Raw genomic sequence first — 18,855 nt, 5'->3', positions numbered from 1 at the left:
TTTTGTAATCGTTTATTTTGACTATTTCCACTCCGTTGTCTCCGGCGGGAAGCAGGTGGAGCGCATGGTTTATTTTCTGGTTCCAAACTCGCGGCGCAGATTTTGAATTTCCTCTTTCATGGCCTGGCGCAGTTGGATCAGCTCCTCTCGCAGTTCCCCGACAACATCCTGCAGTATCTCGGGGTGTTTACCGGTACTCTCCGTGGTTTTGAGGATAGTGGACGACGCCATCAGGTTTACAAGGCTTTTTTGCCAGTCGGTGAACCGCTTGACCGCTGTCAGGAGAAAATCGGCCGTATCATGCCTCTCCCTTGAACCCTGGAGAAGAAAAAGACAGACATCACCAGTTTCACCGGGAACCTGGCGATCATCTTCAGGCAACATGGTCAGCAGGGAGGAGAGCAGCTGGAGAAGAACCACGGTGTTGTCTTGTGCCTGTTTTTCCTGCAACCTGTTTATCTGGGCGAGAAACTCGTCGCGTTGCTGCGCGTCCATCGACTCCGGAAGTCTGGCCAGCCACTCCTCAAGCTTCACCAGTTCGTCGTCACTGTCGGCAGATGCTTCAATTTCCGCCTGTTCCAGGGCCAGCGGTTCCGACGCCTCGTCCTGGCTCAACGGTTCGCTGCTGCCGAAAAAAGCGTCCAGCCGTTCTTCCAGGTCTTCCGTCGTGCTGGTATCTTCCTGAAGCCTGGGAACGCCTGCCTGTTCGTTTTCTTCAGGTTCGGTGGAGGCAAGTGCGGGTTCCGGCTCTGAGCTCTCTTCTTCTACTGCAGCAGGAATTTCAGAGTCGTGCGGAGTTTCAGATGATGTCCTGGTTTTGTCGAGAACTTTTTCAGTGGCAATCATTTTTTCTTCTGCCGCGGGGACTGATACGGCCTCGTCCTCTTCCTCGGAGAAAAAGAAATCGAGTTTTTCCTCTATCTCCATGGCTACGATTTCTTCGTCGTTTGAGAGAGCCTCATTTTCGTCGGGTTTTTCTTCCATCACATCGGCCAGGGCCGGGGGCTGTTCCCTTTCCATCTCATCGTCCAGCAGGTCTGCCATGTCAGTGGCGGTTTTCTGCCTGTCATCTTCCTGGTCGACTTCAAAGGCAAGGTCGGCATCTTCTTCTCCAAAGAGAAGGTCGAGTTTTTTTTCAATGTCTGACTGGATATCCAGCTCGTCATCTTCCGTGGCCGCTTCGGGTTGGGAAGGCTGTGGCGCATCATTGAGGGCTGGCTCCACCAAAGACTCTTTCGACAGGTCGGCCGACTCATCGTCACTGAAAAATAAATCAAACTGTTCTTCTATACTTTCAGACAATTCCTGGTCTTCGGGCAGGAGATTATCTTCCCGCTGGGAAATATCTGAATCAGGTAGAGCCGAGGTGAGATCGGAGGATATTTTCAGCTCTTCTTCGATGAACTCGTCGGCCAGCCTGTCCTCCAGCGGCTGGATAGCGTCGGCGTCCAGTTCGTCTTCCGGAGAAGGGGATCCCCCCATAACAGCGCCGGCTGTGGATAGCACCGGTTCTTTGTCGTCAGACGGTTTGCCTTTTGTCTGGTCCAGGTCGTCCGGGTCCTCTGCCTGCGAGGTCTTTGCTGTCGGAATCGGGATCCCGGCCACCATGGCTTTCAAAGTGTTGAAGCGGCCAACCCTGTCTATGAGGATTTTTTCCTGCTCTTCTTTGTCCAGGTCAGGGTGTTCGATCAGCCTGGTCAATCCCTCGTGAAAGTTGTCCAGGAGCGGAAAAGCCTCTGGCCTGGCTTCTGATCGTTTCTCGCCAATGTACTGTCCCAGGATGTACAGTCCCTGGAGAAGGATTGTTGCCGGTTCGTTCCCCTGGTATTCGTCCAGGCATTTCAGGACCTGGGCTTCAAATCGTTCGAGGTTTTTATCCGTGACCTCCCAGTCCAGACCGAGAATCGCGGCCTTAAGTCCCTGGAGTGGCGGCAGTGCGGCAATATCGAACCCAGGTTCGGCATCTTTTTCTCCAGGAGGAGTCAGTGTCTCCTCGATAATATCTTCCCGGGAAACAGGTCTTTTTGCCTGCTCCTGGGTCTGGAGGATCTGATACTGGAGAATTTTGAATTTCCGGACATCGGTCTTCAGGAGCGTAGTGATTTCATCAGCGGTAATACTCTCCGACGAGATGATCTTTTCAAAGTCATAGTAAAAGGTCAGAAGCAGTTTAATGGCATTGGGGTGGGCATAGGCCCCTTCCTCCTGGAGATAACGGCCAAGCTTTTCGAGTCCCTGGAGATACACCTGGGCTATTTTGTCTCCCTGCCAGAGTTGCCTGAGGCTGGCGGTTTCATCGGAGAGCTCCTGGAGAGTCTCGTCGTTGATTTCCCAGTCCAGAGAAAGGATGATCGACTTGAGCCGTGTCAACGGAGAGTCGTCGATGCCTGTGAACTCAAAAAGATCAACATCGTCGGTGTCGAACTCTTCATCGGCGAACAGGGTGAGATCTTCGATTTCATCCAGCGAGTGAGTGGGGGGTACAGAGCTTTTCATATGCTGGTCAATCTCAAGGTACAGGTTACAAGGTGCAACTGCCATGCTTGCTGGATTGGCATAATGGCTGCACGGGTTAGGGGTTCCGGCGGGACAGGGTGCGTACTACGGGCTTTTTTACCCGGTGGGCCGGTGGAGATAATTGTTCTGCTTGCCATCGAGTACATGCAGGGCACCTGTTTTTTTAAAGCAGCTTCCTCTGGATGGATACAACCGTTAATGATATTATTTTTTTCAGAGTTTCAGGTACGTTATACCCTGTCAGGGCGCTTGCCTCAAAGGAGGGGACCCTGAGTTTGCTGTTGAGATCTTTTTCCAGGACACTGATGGGAAGTATGGGGACACCCTGGTTGCGCAGGTCGACCTTGTTGTACTGCATGACAAGGGGAATTTTGAAAATGGACTCTTTGTAGGCCAGCAGGTTCTCATGGAGCTGGTTGAGGGACCTGATATTTTTCTGCCGCATCTGTTCCTGGGCATCGGCAACAAAGACGATTCCGTCCACTCCTTTCAGGACAAGTTTTCTGGTAGCATTGTATTTGACCTGTCCGGGCACGGTATACAGTTGGATTTTCAGATCATAACCTTTGATCTGGCCCATGTTGAAGGGCAGGAAGTCGAAAAACAGGGTGCGGTCACCGTGAGTTTTGAGGCTGACCATTTCGGATTGGATCTGCTTTCTGAACCTCCGGTTGATATACTCGAGATTGGTGGTTTTCCCCCCCCGGCCAGGTCCGTAATAGACGATTTTGACCTGAACTATTTTGTCTTTGAGGTTGATGAAACTCAAGGTGCTCTCCTGTGCTTCGGCGTCAGCTGTGGGGAAATATGGGATCAGGCGCCGCTTGCAGACTGGTTTTATTTGTTGCGGGGCCAGAGTTCCTTGATCATGTCGATGGCTTCAACCACGTTAAGACGCAGAAAGCCCAGAGAGATGTCTTTGCCGAACATGGAAATAAGCAGGAGCTCGTCGTCAATCTTGGAGAAATGGATATTGCTGTCATTTCCTTTGTGGAACAGGAGGGAAAATTCTTCTTCGCCAACCAGTTTGGCCATTGCGTCCACTGTGGCAAAGTTGCCTGCCGCCAGGGCGGCAAAGGAATAGACATCATATTTTGACTTGCCATTATCTCTTGCCGTGATGATATTGCCAGCCATATCAATGATAATGACACAGTCTACACCGATCTTGATCAGTTTTTCAGTCAGTATCTTGTCGATTTGTTCCAGTTGCTCCTGGCTGACTACGCCATAATTCATAGTGTTACCTCTCAAACGGTTCGATCCTGACCCCACAGCGGGAAAAGTACGTTATCAATCCTGTTTGTGATCCAGTATACGTCAGAAATATTTTTATATGAAATTGTTTTTGCACGGAATCCTTATTTCTGCGGGTTTTTTTCAGCCTTGTATTTTTCATTGACCAGGTAGACAAAGGCCAGTATATCGGCAACAGTCCGATAGAGCTCCTCGGGGATCTCCTCACCCACCGGCACGTTGGCCAGCAGCTCGACCAGATCAGGGTCTTCCCGAATGAACACTCCCGCATCCCGGGCTGTCTGGATGATCTTCTGCGCCACAAGGCCTGATCCGCTGGCAACGACCTGGGGCGCTGCTGATTTTTCCTGATCGTAGAGCAGGGCCACGGCCTTTTCCGATTTTTTCCTGGAGGATTTATCCATGATGTTTTCTGCTCTTATACCCTTGTGTCAAGTATTCTTAAGCCCCTGGGCGCGAGCCTGCCGACGATGTTTTTAAGTGGCTCCTCTACCCCGGTCAGGAATTGGACAGAGTGTAGTCGGGCAGGGGCGATGCAGCGGTGCAGTTCCGTCCTGAACCCGGAGAAGAACGCGGCCTGCTCAGGGCCTTCGGTTCGAAAGCAAAGGATCAGTTCATCTTCCTGCTGGCGAATTTCTATGCTCAGGTTTCCAAGCCCCTGCAGTTTGAGATACAGGGAAAAAAATCTGGCGTTTTTGCTGTTTTCTTCCTTTTTACCGCGAGAGCCGGGTTGTTCCTTTTCCAGCAGTATATAACCCTGTTCAAGAAAGGGAAGGGGCAGAGGGATGAAGAAGAGCCCTTCGGAGGAGAGCTTTGCCTGCAGCAGGCCGAAAAGATCCAGAGTCTTGAGCAGTTGACTGGCCTGGCTGGTAATTGTTTCTCTTTCCTGCAGCCGTTGCAGCTCATACAGGGCTCCTTTGAGGGTCCCGGCGGCCTCTTTTCCCTGTCCGCGGGCAAGCAGTTGCTCAAAGTTCAGTCCCAGGCGGTTGAGGAACTCCCTGAGCGCCGGGGCCTGGACCTGGGCAGGGGAGCGTTCCCGGAAAAGCTGGTGCATCTGGCTGGTGAGCAGCTCGGTGAGTTGATTTTTTCCGAGCCCGTGACCGGGCAATTCCTGGTCCAGCAGAGTCTTCAGGATTTCCGCAAGGTATTTTGGCGTCATCGCGGGATCATGACCCGGTGTTTTTTGTGCGGCAAGTTGGCTGAAGAAGTTTTGCAGGATTTGTCGGACTGGCTGGGAGGACGGCAAGGGCGGGTTACCCTGCTCAGAAAAGGAGCGGTACAGGAGCTTGCTCAGTTTTTCTTCCAGGTCGGTGGTTTCAGTCAGGGAGAAGGTGTGTGAACGATCGGGATTCAGGCGATGGAGCAGTTTGGAAATCCGGGTAAAGGCCGCCCTGGTTTCTTTGGAGAGGGCCGGGTTCTCACTGAATTGACGTGCCAAGTCCGGGAGTGGAGCCAGGGTCCTGGCCTGTCTGTCAAAAAGGTGGAGGCTCTGGCCTATTCTTCGGCTGAGCGGATCATGGATGATCTGCAGCTCTATCTGAGGGGTTGTTGCGACAACCTGAAGGTCAAGCCGGCTGCCGATGCTCAGGGAAGCCCTGGCCTCGGCGGTAACCTGCCTGTTGCCGATGTCGAGGATAAACTGGCCGGCAGCGGTCTTGCCGCTGACTGTTGCCTGAAACATCTGGCCCTGGGTGAAGGGAGTACGCTGGTCCTGCCGGTTCCCCTGAAATCCAGTCAGTCTCTGTACCCGGAGTACCGGTGGCAGGGGAGTGGTCGGCTTCATGGAGGATCATTATTTATTCGACACGTATCTTTTCCCGGAGCTGCCGTCGCTGTTCCTGGAGGCAGCAGGATATTATCTGGTCTCTGGTTTTCTGTTCAATGTCTGTAAAGTGGAGGGCGGCCTGATATTTGTTTTTGCGCATCCTGTATGTTCGTACGACCTCTGCCATGCATATGGCTGGTTCTGCTTGGGTCGGAAGGTCGATCTGCAGCCGGATATTTTTGCTGTTTTCTGGCTTGCCGGGGAACAGGGCCAGCACGCCGCCACCGCTGAGATCGATGGTTTCTCCCTCCATTTTCCACGGTTTACTGCGAATTTCTTTGGGCCCTGGTTGATAGGATGCGATAATCTTGGAACGAAGAGAGACACGAAAATATTCCCTGAGCAACTCCGGCTTGATCGGTTCCTGTCCGGTGAGATGGAGGATCCGGTCTTCCTCGATCTCGTCTATCTTTGCCATCAGGGTGATGGGCTCGTTTGATTGATTGATCGACAGCCTGCAACTGGCGGTACTGTCGATGCTGTCAAGGGGCAGGACATTTGGCGGAAAAACAAGCTGGAACGCCGGCGACTCTTTGCGTTTGAATACGCAGGTCAACCGTTTACGTTCCCCGCCGTTGAGCGGGAGATCAATGATCACGGTAGAGCTATCCCTGATCTCGTCTATTATTTCAGATATATCTGGCACGGTTGCGGTTCCGGAGGAAAGGTCCTTAGTTTCGGCTGGATGTGCATGTGTACCTCAAACGCCTTTATACCATAAAAAAAATCTTTTACAACGCATGATATTGCAAATATTGCTGAATTCAGAAACAGGGACTGCAGTGGCGGCAGGATTTCGTTACTCGCTGTCCCGGACCCGGACCTTGAGGCGCAGGTTCCGGCGCTGGATGCCAAAACAGGTGGCCACGATCTTGTCCTGGTCTTCGGTGGACAGCTCATCAAACTGAAAGGCTATGTGGTAAGTGTTGTCATCAACCCTGGTCGTACGGACAATGTGAGCCAGGGCGTGAACTATTTCCGGTTTGGCCTGGGGCAACACAAGCTCTATCCGCACTGGCCCGTTGTCCTCGATTGGCTTGTTGAAAGAAGCCAGCAGGCCGTTGCCACTGACATCAATGGTTTCACCGGTTATGCGCCAGGCCGAGTCATCGTCGGCCAGTTCTTCAGGGATGATCGAGGTTGCCGCAACCGGTGTGGTGACATCAACCCGGAAATATTCACGGCTCTGGTCCGGGACAACCACTTCCCGTCCGATAAGCCTTATTGTGCGCCTGTCTTTTATCTCCGTGATGTCTGCCAGGAGGACATATGTCTGGCCGTCCACCTGGACACTGACCGCGCATTTCCTGTTCTTGTCGATCCTGTTTTCCGGCAGGCTGTCCCTGGGGAAAATTATGGAGAAATGGTCTTTTCCTTCCAGGTGGCAGACCCCGGTCAACCGCAGTTTTTCACTGCTGTCAACGACAGGTATAGCCACCCGGACTGTGGTGTCCTGAGTGAGTTTTTCAATGAGTTGCGGCATGCTGAGCATGGGTCTCTGTCCAATTGATCCGAAGTTTCATGGTAAACTATCGGTGCTTTGTAGCGGATTCTTGAGTAATCTTGCCATATATACGGGGGGAAAAAAAGTTTTTTCTCGCGTGAAAAAGAAACGTTCCGTGCCGGCGGGCGTAGAAATCCGTTCTGATCGTTCTTGGGGCACCGGTGGTGATGCTGATGAGTTATCTTGTACTTTCAGGGTGTTTCTGATAAATCATGATCTGGTGAAAGTTGTTTCCGCGAACCCTAGAGAACCGATGAACAGAAGATGACAGCAAACCAGTCAATGATCGATCGGCTTTATGCCCTTCCGCCAGAGGATCGGCCCGCTCTCCTGCAGGAGACATATGACAGAAATATGGCGTTCTTCAGGCGGCATATGCCGGAGTTGCTGAATATCGTCAAAAAGAAGGACTGCCCCTACCAGTTAAATATTACTCCGGAGTTTCTTTCGATAACCCATGGGCAGACCGGCAAGCTGGCCCACCCCGAAGCAGGGCTGGACAAGTTCGCGGCCATGATGGGGGACTGGGTTCATGATGCCTGGGTGGATCTCTGCAACTTCAAGGTTCCGGCAATGGACCAGTACCCTCTCCATGGGAAACCCCTGCGCAACCTGTACCGCGAACTGCTGATGGAGTTTCCGGAAACACTGATCAGGTTTTCCAGAAAGGAGGTCAACCTGAAAGAACTGCCGGATGGCAGGCGATTCTCGCCGCCAGTGATTTTTCTTGGCATTTTTCACGGGCTCCATATCGACTACTATCTCTCCCGCAGCGAGGTGTCCCATATTCTGCTGGTTGAGCCGGATACGAGGCGGTTCGAGGTTTCCTGCTATTTTCTTGATTACCAGGGCCTGGCAGAGAAAGCGGATGTGGTCTTTTCACTGGGCCCGGATCCGCAGAGCGCGGCCATACGATATTTTTTCAGCAACTACCATGTCAGCCGCTCCCTGTGGACAAGGGTGCTGCCTGCTTATGAAGACCCGGCCAATCCGCATCTGGTAGAATCGTTTCGCATGCATCAGTCCACCATGTCTGATGTGGTTTTTCCGCTGGATCATGATTATGACGCCCTGAGACAGATCGCCGCCAACATAAGGCAGAAGCGAAATTTGCTTACCTCGAGGCCGCGGTTGTCGTCCGGGGCACAGGTGGCGCTTGTTGCTTCGGGCCCGTCCCTTGACCGGGATATAGCCTGGCTCCGGGAAAATCAGGAACACCTTATTATCTTTGCGGTTTTCAGTGCGGTCAAGCCTCTCCTGCGGCAGGGAATTCGGCCTGATTTCCAGGTCACCCTTGAAACAATTCTACGGGAAGATGGGCTGAGCAATCCGCTCGGCCTTGATCCGGATATTCCTGTGATTGCCGGTTGCAATGCGCCGATTTCCATCGTGCGATATTTTAAGAATCTTCTGCTTTGTGGCATTGGAGACAAGGTTGCGCCGGTGCGGTTCACCTTGCCGGTGCACCGTGTTCTTCCATCCAGCGCGAGCATGGCCTTGTCCATTGCCCTGCTTGGCAATCCGGAGGAATTGTATCTGGTGGGTTGTGATTTCGGTTATGCTTCCAAAGACCACACCCATGCCGGCCAGACGATATATGACAAGAAAACCGGTGATATTACGGTTGAAGACTATCTGTCTAAAATGGAACAGATAGTGGCCGAGCCGAATTTCAAGACCCGGGAGGGGCAATACATTACCAGTTCCCCTTTTCTCAGCCATGTACGGCTCGTCTTTGAACAGGCCATCGCCCTGGCCGGAAAAACAGCCGTCTACAACCTCTCTCATGGTGCCCGTATTAAGGGAGCACAGCCCAGACATTCTGAAACGATCAGGCTGAAAAAATACTCTCGGAAACAGGATGATGTGGCGCGGATCCTGAAGGCATTCAGGCCGGCCGAAAAAGGGATCAACTGGAAACCGTACAGGAATGATTCCTCCACACTGGTCGAGAACTTTAAACAGGATGTGCTGCGGGGTCTGGTGCTGGACAAGTTTTCCTGGAAGCAATTCAACAGGGCCGTGGACCAGGCGGTGCTTGATCAGGTCATTGCCCATCGCGAGAATGAGATGGACAGGCGGCCCGAGGTTTTTGTTCTTTTTATGATCCACCTGCTCACAGCCTGGTACAAGGTTCTTCTCTTCAGCGATGATCTGGAGCAGGCGGAAAGAATTTATCGTTCAGGGCTGGACAAACTTGGGGCTCAGTTTCGGGAGCTTTCCTGGCCGGTCAGGGATCCTGATTAGTTGGTGGTGTCTATGTGGCGCCCCCTGAGGTCCTCCCCTTTTGTGTTATAACCCTGCATGGTGGTGATCCCGTTTTGTATCTTCACAAGTTCCGTCCGGTATCCCGTGAGCCTGGTTATGAGCTTTGGCAATAATTTTTTGTTTTTTTCCGTCAAAACGGTCAGGGTTTTTCGGTGCTCTTTGAAAAGCGCGGCAAGGGAATCAGAATTCTCGGTGGAGAGATTCTGTGCGCTTGCGAGAAGATCCTTATCCGCAATCCTGATTTTGGCGTGCAACTGCTCAAGATCATCCACTGCCTGGATAGTTGTTTCCAGGTCAAGAGTCTCCAGTTTGCTCTCGATCAGGCCCATGGTCTCCCCGAGCCGCTGATAGAGCCTGGCCGAGACCCGTAATTTTTCCTTTACCGTGGTAGTCATGGCTACAGGGCCGCGGCTATTTTTGGCTGGGTTCCCTGAATTTGTCCTTCAGGTGTGGCCTGGGCGGAGTTCTGTTCCCGGCGAAGGATCTCTATGGCCTGGGACCAGGTCTTTCTGAGATCTTTCAGCATGGCGATCACTTCCTCAAGAGGCGCCGGATCGTTGTCTCTATTGGCATTCATCATGAGCTTGAGCATATAGTGATAGAGTGCGTCCAGGTTTTCCGCCAGGGCGGCGTCCCTGTCATGGTCCAGGGTCGCGTCAAGCTCTGAAATAATGGCTGATGCCTTATTGACATAGTAGGCCCGCTTGGGAATATCGTTGTCTTCAATGGCCTTGACTGCCAGTTTGGCAAAGCGGATGGCGCCATCGTAGAGCATGAGCAGCAACTGTTCCGGGGAAGCCGATGCTATTTGATTGTTCAGGTACTGGTTTGTATATCCGTTCATTGGATACTCCTATTTTTTGTACAGTCCGGAGATGGAATCAAGCTGCTGCATCAGGTAATTACCGGTCGCGTTCCATTGGCTCACCAGTTGTTCCATGGCCAGGTACTGGGCTCTTATGGTTTCCTCCCGCTTGGCCAGCCGGGCCTCGGTGCGCTCTATCTGGCTGTCGATCTGTTCGATGTTGTTGTTGATCGATTCCTTGCGCCCGGCCAGCATGCCGTTGGTGGAGTCGGTCATGGACTCGAGGTAGTCCTGAAAGTTTTTCGCCAGGCCGCCTTGGCCATCGTCACCGGCCAGGAGGCTGATCACAGAGTCCAGGTTGTTGTCGATGGCACTGCTCAGCTTGTCTTTGTTGACCACCACTGTCCCGTCTTTCTGTGTTTCGAAGCCAAGCTCGGACAGGGTTGTGAAAATGCCACCATTGGCATAGGGCTCGGTGAGCATGTTTTGCAGGTGACGCTTGATCGAGTTGATGCCGGCGTCACCGGCCAGGACGCCGGGCGTTGTGTCGCCCATGGTGGACTGGCCGGTGATGAATTGCACAACTTCGTTGTATCCCTTGGCAAACGACTCGATGGTTGCCTGGATTTTTGTCTTGCTCAGGGCGATATCGACCTTTGTCGTGGTGCCGATCGAGGTCTGGGCAAGGTCCAGGGTCACGCCGGGAATGGCGCCGCTGACCGTGTTGCTGTCACTGTAAATGTCTATGCCGTCTACCTGGATGTGGGCCTGGGTGGCGGTTTGGGTGTCGGTAAACGTACCCAGGATGTCTGTCCCGCCGGTCAGGCCGGATGCGTCCAGGGAAAAGGAAGTTCCGACATTGTCTCCGGTGAGCATGAGTCTGTAGGGAGATGCTGTTCCGTCGTTGATGATGGACGCGGTCACGCCAAGCCCGGCATCGTTGATAGCCTGCATGATGCCTTCCAGCGAGTTGTTAGCCGTTGTTATGTCGACATTTGTCGTGGTGGCGCCTACGGTCAGGCTCAGGGTGCCGGTACCAAAGGTGTTGGAGGTCTTGTCTGCAAATCCCGCGTCCGAGACTGTTTTCTGAACCTGGGCGATGGACAGTACCTCTACCTGGTAGCTGGTTCCAGCCAGCGCTTCGCTGGAAACAGTGGCAGAGAAATAATCGCTGCTGCTCAGGCTGACAGACCTCTTGGCCAGTGCCTCCGGATTGCCAAGATCCGAGATGGCGTCGAGAAATGTGTTGAGCTTGGAGTCCAGCTCGCTGAATGCTGACAGGCGGTTGTTGAGCCAGGTCTTGTCCTTTTCCAGGCGGACAAGGGGCTGGCGCTCCACATTCATGATGGCGTCTATAATGCCATTGGTGTCGAGCCCTGTGGCCAGGCCGCCAAATGATATAGTCATGACCGCACTCCGGTTGTAACCTGCTGGTTTCTTTTTTGTTGTTCTATATCAGCTGATGGTGTTGACAATGTTGCCCCGCAGTTCCTGGAGGTGTTTGCTGAGGTTGACCAGTTCTTCCGGCGGAATCTGCCGAATGACTTCGTTGGTGTCCTGATCGACCACCTTGACAATCAACTCGTTGATGTCGCTGTCTTTCTCGAAGCGGACACTGTATGCGCCATTTTCTGTGATGGACTTGATCTGATCCAGGAGTTCTTCGGGCTGGATCATGTTCTGCCTGGCGGTTCCGGCCTCAACAGGTTTGTTTACTTTTTCCTGCTGTCGTTGCCGGCTTATCTGGTCTGTAGCTTCCTGGGTGCGTGGTGGGGACGCGCCTGCCGTTGTGACGTTACTGACGTTCATGAGAATCCCTCCCTTGACAGTTGGCAGTGGGTTTCCCCGGGCCAGGATTGGCCCGGGGAAGATGAGTTCAAAGGTTTACTGCTTTACTGCTCTTACTGGAGCAGGGACAGTGCCATCTGCGGGGCCTGGTTGGCCTGGGCCAGGATGGAGATACCGGCCTGCTGCAGGATGTTCTGCTTGGTCATGTTCGAGGTCTCCTGGGCGATGTCGGCATCGAGAATCCGGGACCGGGCCGCAGAGATATTTTCGGAAATATTCTGCAGGTTGGCGATGGTGGACTCGAACCGGTTCTGGACCGCACCGAGGTTGCCACGCTGGGAATCGATCTTGCCCAGCGCCTTGTCGATGACATCAATGGCTGATTGAGCTCCACTCTGAGTGCCGATATCGATACTGCTGACCGCATCTTTGTCTGCGTTGACAAAGGTGTCTGCTGCTACATTAAGTATGCTGCCAGCTGTATCAGCTATGCTGGAGCGTACCGAAAAAGAGTCCGTGGAGCTGAACTCGATCCGGCCGGCGATGGTGGTGGAATCCGTGGATGCGTCGGTCAGGGTCTCGGTATTGCCGTCCAGTGTCTGGACGCTTATTGTGGCGTTGGAGACCGAATGAGCGAAGTCCGCGATATCGATGTCCTTGCCCTCGGACTGGATCAGCTTGACATTGGAACCGTCGAGCTCGGCCGAGATACCGGTGGTTCCGGTCACTTTGTTGATGGCGTCCACCAGGTTGCTCAGGTCACCGGTGGTGACAGAGGCGGATATGGTGGCCGTGGAACCGCCGGAGCCAAGCGTCATCTCGACCGTACCGTCTGCGCTGACTGCAGTGATCGATGCCTCGTTGTACGCCGTGGCTTCAACGCCGGTGTTTGAGGTAACGTTGTTGATGTTGCTGGCAATGGTGTATGCAGAATCGCCGGCAGTGACAGATACTGTATCTGTTCCTTCGGAACCGGCAACGGTCAGGGTCTGGGCGGCAATGGAGTTGCTGGTTGGCAGGCTGGCTGCCGCCGTGGTGGCGGACCCGGTACCCTGGTTTGCATTGGTGTTTGTTACTGTGGTGGCATAGCGGCCCAGGTCGTCGGCCGCCATGGAGTCGATGGAGACACTGATGGTCTGGTTTGCATCTGCGCCGATCTGGAACTTCTGGGCAGAGAAGCTGCCATCAAGGATCTTGATGCCGTTGAACGTTGTCGTGTTGGCGATCCGGTTCATTTCGCTCTGCAGCTGGTTGACCTCGTCCTGGAGAGCGGCACGGTCAGCGGCAGAGTTGGAGGCGTTGGCCGACTGAACAGCCAGCTCACGCATCCGCTGCAGGATGTTGGTGGACTCCTGCATGGCTCCCTCCGCGGTCTGGGCCAGGGAGATGCCGTCGTTGGCGTTCCGGACCGCCTGGTTGAGGCCGCGGATCTGTGAGGTCATCCGGTCGGAAATGGCCAGTCCGGCCGCATCGTCTTTGGCCGAGTTGATTCTCAGGCCAGAAGAGAGCCGCTGCATGGAGCGGGAGAGAGCACTCTGGGTTTTTCCCAAGTTACGTTGAGCATTGAGAGACGCTACGTTTGTGTTGATTACAAGACCCATAATATTCCTCCTTGAATATGTTGTGGGTTGGTTTCGGTTGGCATCCTTGCCAGGTTAAATAGGTACAACTTGAAAAACTTTTTGCTTTTGGTCTTTTCCGGTCGCTGTCACCTCCATGTATTGTGGATTGGTTTTAAAGATGTTTTCTGGGGCGAAACTGAAAACTGAACTTTTTCCCTTGTTTTTCGTATCGAACCCTGAGGAGAAATTCTTTAGAGAAAAAAAGATTTTTTTCAAAAAAACTGTTCGCAGGGTCCGGCACTCTGTCGTCAGGGAGGCGGTGGGGGACGGAATGACATACGGGTGCCGCCCCTGTTTTCCAGGGAACGACACCCATATCTCTGTTTGAACAGCTTGTTTGGGCCAGTGTGTCGTGGCTGTGAAAAGAAAACTTAACCCTGCAGGAGCTGAAGGGCCAGCTGCGGGGTCTGGTTTGCCTGGGTAAGAATGGAGACACCAGCCTGCTGCAGGATGTTGGCCTTGGTCATCTCCGAGGTCTCCTGGGCAATGTCGGCATCGCGTATCCTGGACCTGGCCGCGGTCAGGTTTTCGGCCACGTTCTGCAGGTTGGCGATGGTGGACTCGAACCGGTTCTGCAGGGCACCGAGATTACCCCGCTGGGAATCGATCTTGTCCAGGGCCGCGTCGATGATTTTTATGGCATCATTAGCACCTGTGACAGTGGAGATATCCACCGTGGTCACTTCCTCCATGGGAGGTATTTCGGTGGCGTTGGCAGCCTGGTTGAGGATAGAACCGGAAGCGGCTGAAATCGACGAGGATACGGTGTACGCATCCGGAGACGAGAACTCGATGGTGCCAGAGATAATGGTCGAGTCGTTTCCGCCTGTGGTCAGAGTCGTGCTGTTGCCAGAGTCGCCGGTCACTTCAATGGTGGCCCCGGAAGCCGTATGGGTGAAGTCGCTCAGCTCGATATCTTTTCCTTCGGCCTGTACCAGGGTGATTGTACCGCCACTTACCGTTGCTGACACGCCGGTTGTTCCGCTCTGGGCATTGATAACCGTGGCCAGCTCGCTTAAATCACCTGTGCTGACTGAGGCATTGACAGTGGCGGTGTTTCCGCCGCTGCCAATGGTCAGTGTGATTTGGCCTGAATCGCTGAGTCCAGACAGGGTCGCTTCTGTTCTGGCAGTGGCTGTGACCCCTGTCTCCGCTGCGACATCGGTTATTTTTGTCGCTATGGTATAAGCTGTGTCGCCGTTAAGGATACTCACAGTGCTATCCCCTTTGCTGCCGTTAATGGTCAGGGTCTGGGCAGCTATTGTATTGGTAGATGGCAGGGTGGTGGCAGCGGTGGACGGGGTGCCTGTTCCCTCGTTGGCAGTGGTATTGGTGGCATCGAAAGCATAGCGACCGAGGTCGTCGGCTGCCATGCTTTGAATCGACACCCCGATGGTCTCGTTGGCATTGGGACCGACCTGGAACTGCTGGGAAACAAAGGTGCCGTCAAGAATATTCAACCCGTTGAAAGTGGTTGAGTTGGCGATCCGGTTCATTTCGCTCTTGAGCTGGTTGACTTCGGCCTGGAGGGCGGCGCGGTCAGCGGCGGAATTGGTGGCATTGGCTGACTGGACTGCCAGTTCACGCATCCGTTGCAGGATGTTGGTCGATTCCTGCATGGCTCCTTCCGCGGTCTGGGCCAGGGAAATACCGTCGTTGGCATTGCGGGCCGCCTGGTTGAGGCCGCGAATCTGAGCTGTCATTCGGTCGGAAATGGCAAGGCCGGCCGCGTCGTCCTTGGCCGAGTTGATGCGAAGTCCGGAAGAGAGTCTCTCCATGGACCTGGAGAGATCGAGCTGGGTTTTAGAGAGATTGCGCTGGGCATTCAGGGACGCTACGTTTGTATTGATCGTCAAAGCCATGGTTCATCCTCCATGAAACTGTGTTCTGCCTGGTCGTCAATGATCCGACCACTGGCTCGCGATACAAACGTAACATCTCTCAAACTGTACTGTTTTTGTCTCTCGCCTACCTTTTCGGACCGGCAAAGATTTTCCTTTAGCTCTTTCCTTTGGTTTTAATGTGGTTTGGCTGAAACCGGGCTGGCGTGTTTTTGTTTGACTAATAATTTTTCCTGTAATAACATATCATTATTGGTTTAATTATGGGAGGGGTATATGAGACTGTTCTGGAAAAAAGTTGGGCGGGAGAGTTATGTTTGAGGGTGCGTCGGTCTTGATCACCGGAGGGACCGGTTCGTTTGGCAGAGAGTTCGCACGGGTGCTTATGGAAGAGCACAGGCCGAGGAAGATCATTATTTTTTCCCGTGACGAGCTCAAGCAGTTCGATATGCAGCAGGAAATGAATTCTTCCTGCATGCGTTATTTTATCGGCGATGTCCGGGATCGGGAACGTTTGATTCAGGCCATGCGCGGGGTGGATTACGTGGTGCATGCCGCGGCCCTGAAGCAGGTTCCGGCTGCGGAATACAACCCGACCGAGTGCATAAAGACCAATATTTACGGGGCGGAAAATGTGATTCACGCGGCCCTGCACAATGGTGTAGGTGCGGTGATAGCCCTGTCCACAGACAAGGCTGTCAATCCCATCAATCTTTATGGGGCCACCAAGCTGGCCTCGGATAAACTCTTTGTGGCAGCCAACAACTTTGCCGGTGGCCTGAAAACGGTTTTTTCAGTGGTTCGCTATGGCAATGTGGTTGGCTCCCGCGGCTCGGTAGTTCCTTTTTTCCAAAAACTCATTGATAACGGCAGCGATCACCTGCCAATCACCGATGAGCGGATGACCCGCTTCTGGATTACCCTGCGCCAGGGGGTTGATTTTGTCATTAAGAGTTTTGCCCGCATGTATGGTGGGGAGATATTTGTGCCCAAGATACCTTCGATCCGAATAATGGATCTGGCCCGGGCCATGGCCCCGGAACTGCCAACCAGAATCGTTGGTATCCGTCCCGGAGAAAAACTGCACGAGATCATGTGTCCGGCCGATGATTCCCACCTGACACTTAATTTTGAGGATCATTTCGTTATTCGACCCACTATCACCTTTACCGGGCGAAGAAATAATTTTGTCCACAATCGGCTTGGTGAAAACGGAGAACCGGTGGCCCAGGGATTTGAATACAACTCGGGCACCAATGAGCGATTTCTGACTATCGACGAGATTCGTAATTTCAACAACCATACCGCTCTGTGATGATTCCTTACGGCAGGCAGGATATCGCTGCTGAAGATGTTGCAGCGGTCGTGGAGGTGCTGGGTTCTGAGAGGTTGACCCAGGGACCAATGGTGCCGGAGTTTGAGAAGAGCGTGGCACAGTACTGCGGGGCCAGCCGTGGCGTTGCGGTAAACAGTGGCACCGCAGCTCTTCATCTTGCCTGCCTGGCCCTGGGGATTGGTCCTGGAGATGTGGTCTGGACAAGTCCAATCACGTTTGTGGCATCAGCGAACTGCGCGCTGTACTGCGGGGCCCGGGTTGATTTTGTTGATATCGATTCACGGACAGGTAATCTCTGCGCTGAAACTTTAGCCAGAAAGCTGGAACGTGCTGAAAAAGTCGGAACTTTTCCCAGAGTGGTCATTCCCGTTCACTTATGCGGACAGTCCTGTGAGATGGCCGCCATTCATGCATTGTCACAGCGTTACGGCTTTCATGTCGTCGAAGACGCGTCCCATGCCATCGGCGGACAGTACAGGGGGAGGCCGATAGGCTGTTGCCGCTACAGCGATATTACAGTATTCAGTTTCCATCCGGTCAAAATCATCACCACCGGTGAGGGTGGGATGGCATTGACTAATGACGCCGGGCTGGCGGCAAGGATGACCAGGATTCGCAGCCATGGGATCATCAGGGATCTGGCTGAGATGGAAAAGGAGCCTGATGGGCCGTGGTATTATGAGCAGGTCGAACTCGGATACAATTATCGCATGTCAGACCTGCAGGCCGCACTGGGAATCAGCCAGATGGGCAGGCTGTGCCAGTACGTCGAGCGCCGGCAGGCGTTGGCCCGCCGGTACGACAGGTTGCTCGCAGGCTTGCCGGTCCAACCTCTGTGGCAGCATCCGGACTGTGAATCAAGTCGGCATCTGTATGTGATCCGGTTGCGGCTCGATGACATCGGAGTCAGCCATCGCGAGGTCTTTACAGCTCTCAGGGAGTATGGCATCGGAGTTCAGCTCCATTATATCCCTCTTTATCGTCAGCCGTATTATCAGAGGATGGGATTTGCCAGAGAGCAATATCCCCAGGCAGAACAGTATTACGCAGAGGCCATAAGCCTGCCTCTGTTTCCCACTTTGACAGAGGATGAGCAGAATAAAGTAGTGGATACTTTGCGCCGGGTTGTATCGTAACCCCAGGGAAGCTGCTCCAGGGGACTCACCATACACGCGGTATTTCACGCCTGAAGTATTTTTCTTCTGGAATGGCGATTAATATCTTGTCGCCCATGGAGGGAGAGTAGGATTCCAGGAAAAACAAATATCCGGTGCATATGGAAAAGATCTTGAGCGGGACCTGGAAATAGTCTTGCGGAGAATGGTAGATGGATACTGCCAGTTGGGGCCTGTGTCTTCTGATGGTCTCCGCCGCACCCTGCAACACCTCCAGCTCTGCCCCTTCCACGTCCAGCTTGATATAGTCAGCATGCTGTCCTCTGAGATAACTGTCGAGGTCCACTGCTCGAATCGGTTTTGCGTTATCGGCCTGAGTGCGGGAGACCGTTGATCCCGCTCCCTTGTCGAGCAGATACAGGGTGGTTGTTTCTTTCCATAGAGCCATGTTTTCCACCACTACCTGGGGCGGCAAATCCGGGATGCGGGCAGGTAACGGGTCAAAGGCGATGACCTTGCCCTCCGGTCCCACAATTTCGGCGAATTGCCTGGTGTTGGTGCCGTCAAACATGCCGCCTTCGATAACCGTGTTCTTTTTATTCAGTATCACGTGATCAAGATACTGTCGGCCCTGCCTTGTCAGGAACATCTGCAGCAGGGAGGACAGGTCGCCCCTCATCCCCTGGATGACCGCCTGCCAGACCATTTTTGAACGGGTTCCGGTCAACTCTTTTTCTATGATCCGAATATCCTGCAGGTGTTTGTCCAGAACCTGGGAGTACTCTCCGGTTTCTTCCGGGATTATCGCAGAGATGATGATGTTGCCAAAACCATGATCCTGCAGCAGTGTCAGTACCTCCCTGAGCCAGAAATGGGTCGCAACGACCACGAGATGATCTTTTTCCGTACGTTTGAAAAATATGTCGGGATTCAGGACAGGGATGTTGTTCAGAGTCCCGGTTTTGTTGCTGTCCACA

At 53.4% G+C, this 18,855-nt stretch carries 17 protein-coding genes and 1 pseudogene; 3 read left to right on the top strand and 15 right to left on the bottom strand.

The features are described 5' to 3' along the window. Nucleotides 1-69 precede the first annotated feature (69 nt). The 7 genes from ACXJJY_RS00180 to ACXJJY_RS00150 form a co-directional block, all read right to left on the bottom strand. A complete protein-coding gene (locus tag ACXJJY_RS00180) occupies nucleotides 70-2,496 on the bottom strand; it encodes a hypothetical protein (protein ID WP_456384419.1) in 2,427 nt (808 codons plus the stop codon). 184 nt (nucleotides 2,497-2,680) lie between these two features. After that, on the bottom strand, nucleotides 2,681-3,286 hold the full coding sequence (locus ACXJJY_RS00175) for a GTP-binding protein (protein WP_456384417.1): 606 nt from the start codon (nucleotides 3,284-3,286) through the stop codon (nucleotides 2,681-2,683). Nucleotides 3,287-3,354: 68 nt separating this feature from the next. Further along, entirely contained in the window at nucleotides 3,355-3,756 is a 402-nt protein-coding gene (locus ACXJJY_RS00170; RefSeq protein ID WP_456384415.1) for a roadblock/LC7 domain-containing protein, read from the bottom strand. A gap of 122 nt (nucleotides 3,757-3,878) precedes the next feature. Further along, nucleotides 3,879-4,178: an EscU/YscU/HrcU family type III secretion system export apparatus switch protein gene (locus ACXJJY_RS00165; protein WP_456384413.1), complete on the bottom strand. Its 300-nt coding sequence runs from the start codon at nucleotides 4,176-4,178 to the stop codon at nucleotides 3,879-3,881. A gap of 14 nt (nucleotides 4,179-4,192) precedes the next feature. Beyond that, complete coding sequence (locus tag ACXJJY_RS00160; RefSeq protein WP_456384411.1) at nucleotides 4,193-5,557, bottom strand: hypothetical protein; 1,365 nt, start codon at nucleotides 5,555-5,557, stop codon at nucleotides 4,193-4,195. A gap of 13 nt (nucleotides 5,558-5,570) precedes the next feature. Then, nucleotides 5,571-6,245, bottom strand: coding sequence for a PilZ domain-containing protein (locus tag ACXJJY_RS00155; protein WP_456384409.1), 675 nt, complete (start codon nucleotides 6,243-6,245; stop codon nucleotides 5,571-5,573). A gap of 153 nt (nucleotides 6,246-6,398) precedes the next feature. Continuing rightward, entirely contained in the window at nucleotides 6,399-7,091 is a 693-nt protein-coding gene (locus ACXJJY_RS00150; RefSeq protein WP_456384407.1) for a PilZ domain-containing protein, read from the bottom strand. A gap of 294 nt (nucleotides 7,092-7,385) precedes the next feature. On the opposite strand from ACXJJY_RS00150, the gene ACXJJY_RS00145 reads away from it, so the two are divergent. Beyond that, a complete protein-coding gene (locus tag ACXJJY_RS00145; RefSeq protein ID WP_456384405.1) occupies nucleotides 7,386-9,350 on the top strand; it encodes a motility associated factor glycosyltransferase family protein in 1,965 nt (654 codons plus the stop codon). Here ACXJJY_RS00145 and ACXJJY_RS00140 read toward each other — a convergent pair. The 7 genes and pseudogenes from ACXJJY_RS00140 to ACXJJY_RS00110 form a co-directional block, all read right to left on the bottom strand. Then, a complete protein-coding gene (locus tag ACXJJY_RS00140; RefSeq protein WP_456384403.1) occupies nucleotides 9,347-9,766 on the bottom strand; it encodes a hypothetical protein in 420 nt (139 codons plus the stop codon). The two genes, ACXJJY_RS00145 and ACXJJY_RS00140, sit on opposite strands and share 4 nt — an antisense overlap. A gap of 2 nt (nucleotides 9,767-9,768) precedes the next feature. Further along, nucleotides 9,769-10,215, bottom strand: a complete 447-nt coding sequence (gene fliS / locus ACXJJY_RS00135) for a flagellar export chaperone FliS (RefSeq protein ID WP_456384401.1) — start codon at nucleotides 10,213-10,215, stop codon at nucleotides 9,769-9,771. 9 nt (nucleotides 10,216-10,224) lie between these two features. Further along, nucleotides 10,225-11,583: a flagellar filament capping protein FliD gene (fliD, locus tag ACXJJY_RS00130; protein WP_456384399.1), complete on the bottom strand. Its 1,359-nt coding sequence runs from the start codon at nucleotides 11,581-11,583 to the stop codon at nucleotides 10,225-10,227. Between the two features lie 48 nt (nucleotides 11,584-11,631). Beyond that, a complete protein-coding gene (locus ACXJJY_RS00125) occupies nucleotides 11,632-11,985 on the bottom strand; it encodes a flagellar protein FlaG (RefSeq protein ID WP_456384397.1) in 354 nt (117 codons plus the stop codon). A 92-nt stretch (nucleotides 11,986-12,077) separates the two neighbouring features. Continuing rightward, nucleotides 12,078-12,674: a flagellin gene (locus ACXJJY_RS00120; protein WP_456384475.1), complete on the bottom strand. Its 597-nt coding sequence runs from the start codon at nucleotides 12,672-12,674 to the stop codon at nucleotides 12,078-12,080. Then, a pseudogene (locus tag ACXJJY_RS00115) lies at nucleotides 12,663-13,565 on the bottom strand (flagellin N-terminal helical domain-containing protein); the annotation flags it as partial. The gene ACXJJY_RS00120 and the pseudogene ACXJJY_RS00115, both read right to left, overlap by 12 nt. A gap of 392 nt (nucleotides 13,566-13,957) precedes the next feature. Then, entirely contained in the window at nucleotides 13,958-15,448 is a 1,491-nt protein-coding gene (locus ACXJJY_RS00110; protein ID WP_456384396.1) for a flagellin, read from the bottom strand. A 292-nt stretch (nucleotides 15,449-15,740) separates the two neighbouring features. Here ACXJJY_RS00110 and pseB point away from each other — a divergent pair, with 292 nt between their 5' ends. Both pseB and pseC read left to right on the top strand, forming a co-directional pair. Next, the gene (pseB, locus tag ACXJJY_RS00105; protein ID WP_456384394.1) at nucleotides 15,741-16,742 is read left to right on the top strand and encodes a UDP-N-acetylglucosamine 4,6-dehydratase (inverting); all 1,002 of its coding nucleotides are present in this window, start codon (nucleotides 15,741-15,743) and stop codon (nucleotides 16,740-16,742) included. Next, on the top strand, nucleotides 16,742-17,899 hold the full coding sequence (gene pseC, locus ACXJJY_RS00100; protein WP_456384473.1) for a UDP-4-amino-4,6-dideoxy-N-acetyl-beta-L-altrosamine transaminase: 1,158 nt from the start codon (nucleotides 16,742-16,744) through the stop codon (nucleotides 17,897-17,899). The genes pseB and pseC overlap by 1 nt, the downstream gene beginning before the upstream one ends. A gap of 25 nt (nucleotides 17,900-17,924) precedes the next feature. Here the strand turns inward: pseC and ACXJJY_RS00095 are convergent. After that, on the bottom strand, nucleotides 17,925-18,855 hold a 931-nt coding region (locus ACXJJY_RS00095; protein ID WP_456384392.1), incomplete at its 5' end, for an FkbM family methyltransferase.

The organism is Desulfolithobacter sp. (genome assembly GCF_054025815.1).
This window is presented reverse-complemented; position numbering and strand designations above follow the sequence as displayed.

What these genes read in the sequence shown, in the direction of transcription:
- ACXJJY_RS00180 (WP_456384419.1), bottom strand. Translation starts at nt 2,496, where the DNA reads ATGAAAAGCTCTGTACCCCCCACTCACTCGCTGGATGAAATCGAAGAT.
- ACXJJY_RS00170 (WP_456384415.1), bottom strand. Translation starts at nt 3,756, where the DNA reads ATGAATTATGGCGTAGTCAGCCAGGAGCAACTGGAACAAATCGACAAG.
- ACXJJY_RS00165 (WP_456384413.1), bottom strand. Translation starts at nt 4,178, where the DNA reads ATGGATAAATCCTCCAGGAAAAAATCGGAAAAGGCCGTGGCCCTGCTC.
- ACXJJY_RS00160 (WP_456384411.1), bottom strand. Translation starts at nt 5,557, where the DNA reads ATGAAGCCGACCACTCCCCTGCCACCGGTACTCCGGGTACAGAGACTG.
- ACXJJY_RS00150 (WP_456384407.1), bottom strand. Translation starts at nt 7,091, where the DNA reads ATGCTCAGCATGCCGCAACTCATTGAAAAACTCACTCAGGACACCACA.
- ACXJJY_RS00145 (WP_456384405.1), top strand. Translation starts at nt 7,386, where the DNA reads ATGATCGATCGGCTTTATGCCCTTCCGCCAGAGGATCGGCCCGCTCTC.
- ACXJJY_RS00140 (WP_456384403.1), bottom strand. Translation starts at nt 9,766, where the DNA reads ATGACTACCACGGTAAAGGAAAAATTACGGGTCTCGGCCAGGCTCTAT.
- fliS (WP_456384401.1), bottom strand. Translation starts at nt 10,215, where the DNA reads ATGAACGGATATACAAACCAGTACCTGAACAATCAAATAGCATCGGCT.
- fliD (WP_456384399.1), bottom strand. Translation starts at nt 11,583, where the DNA reads ATGACTATATCATTTGGCGGCCTGGCCACAGGGCTCGACACCAATGGC.
- ACXJJY_RS00125 (WP_456384397.1), bottom strand. Translation starts at nt 11,985, where the DNA reads ATGAACGTCAGTAACGTCACAACGGCAGGCGCGTCCCCACCACGCACC.
- ACXJJY_RS00110 (WP_456384396.1), bottom strand. Translation starts at nt 15,448, where the DNA reads ATGGCTTTGACGATCAATACAAACGTAGCGTCCCTGAATGCCCAGCGC.
- pseB (WP_456384394.1), top strand. Translation starts at nt 15,741, where the DNA reads ATGTTTGAGGGTGCGTCGGTCTTGATCACCGGAGGGACCGGTTCGTTT.
- pseC (WP_456384473.1), top strand. Translation starts at nt 16,742, where the DNA reads ATGATTCCTTACGGCAGGCAGGATATCGCTGCTGAAGATGTTGCAGCG.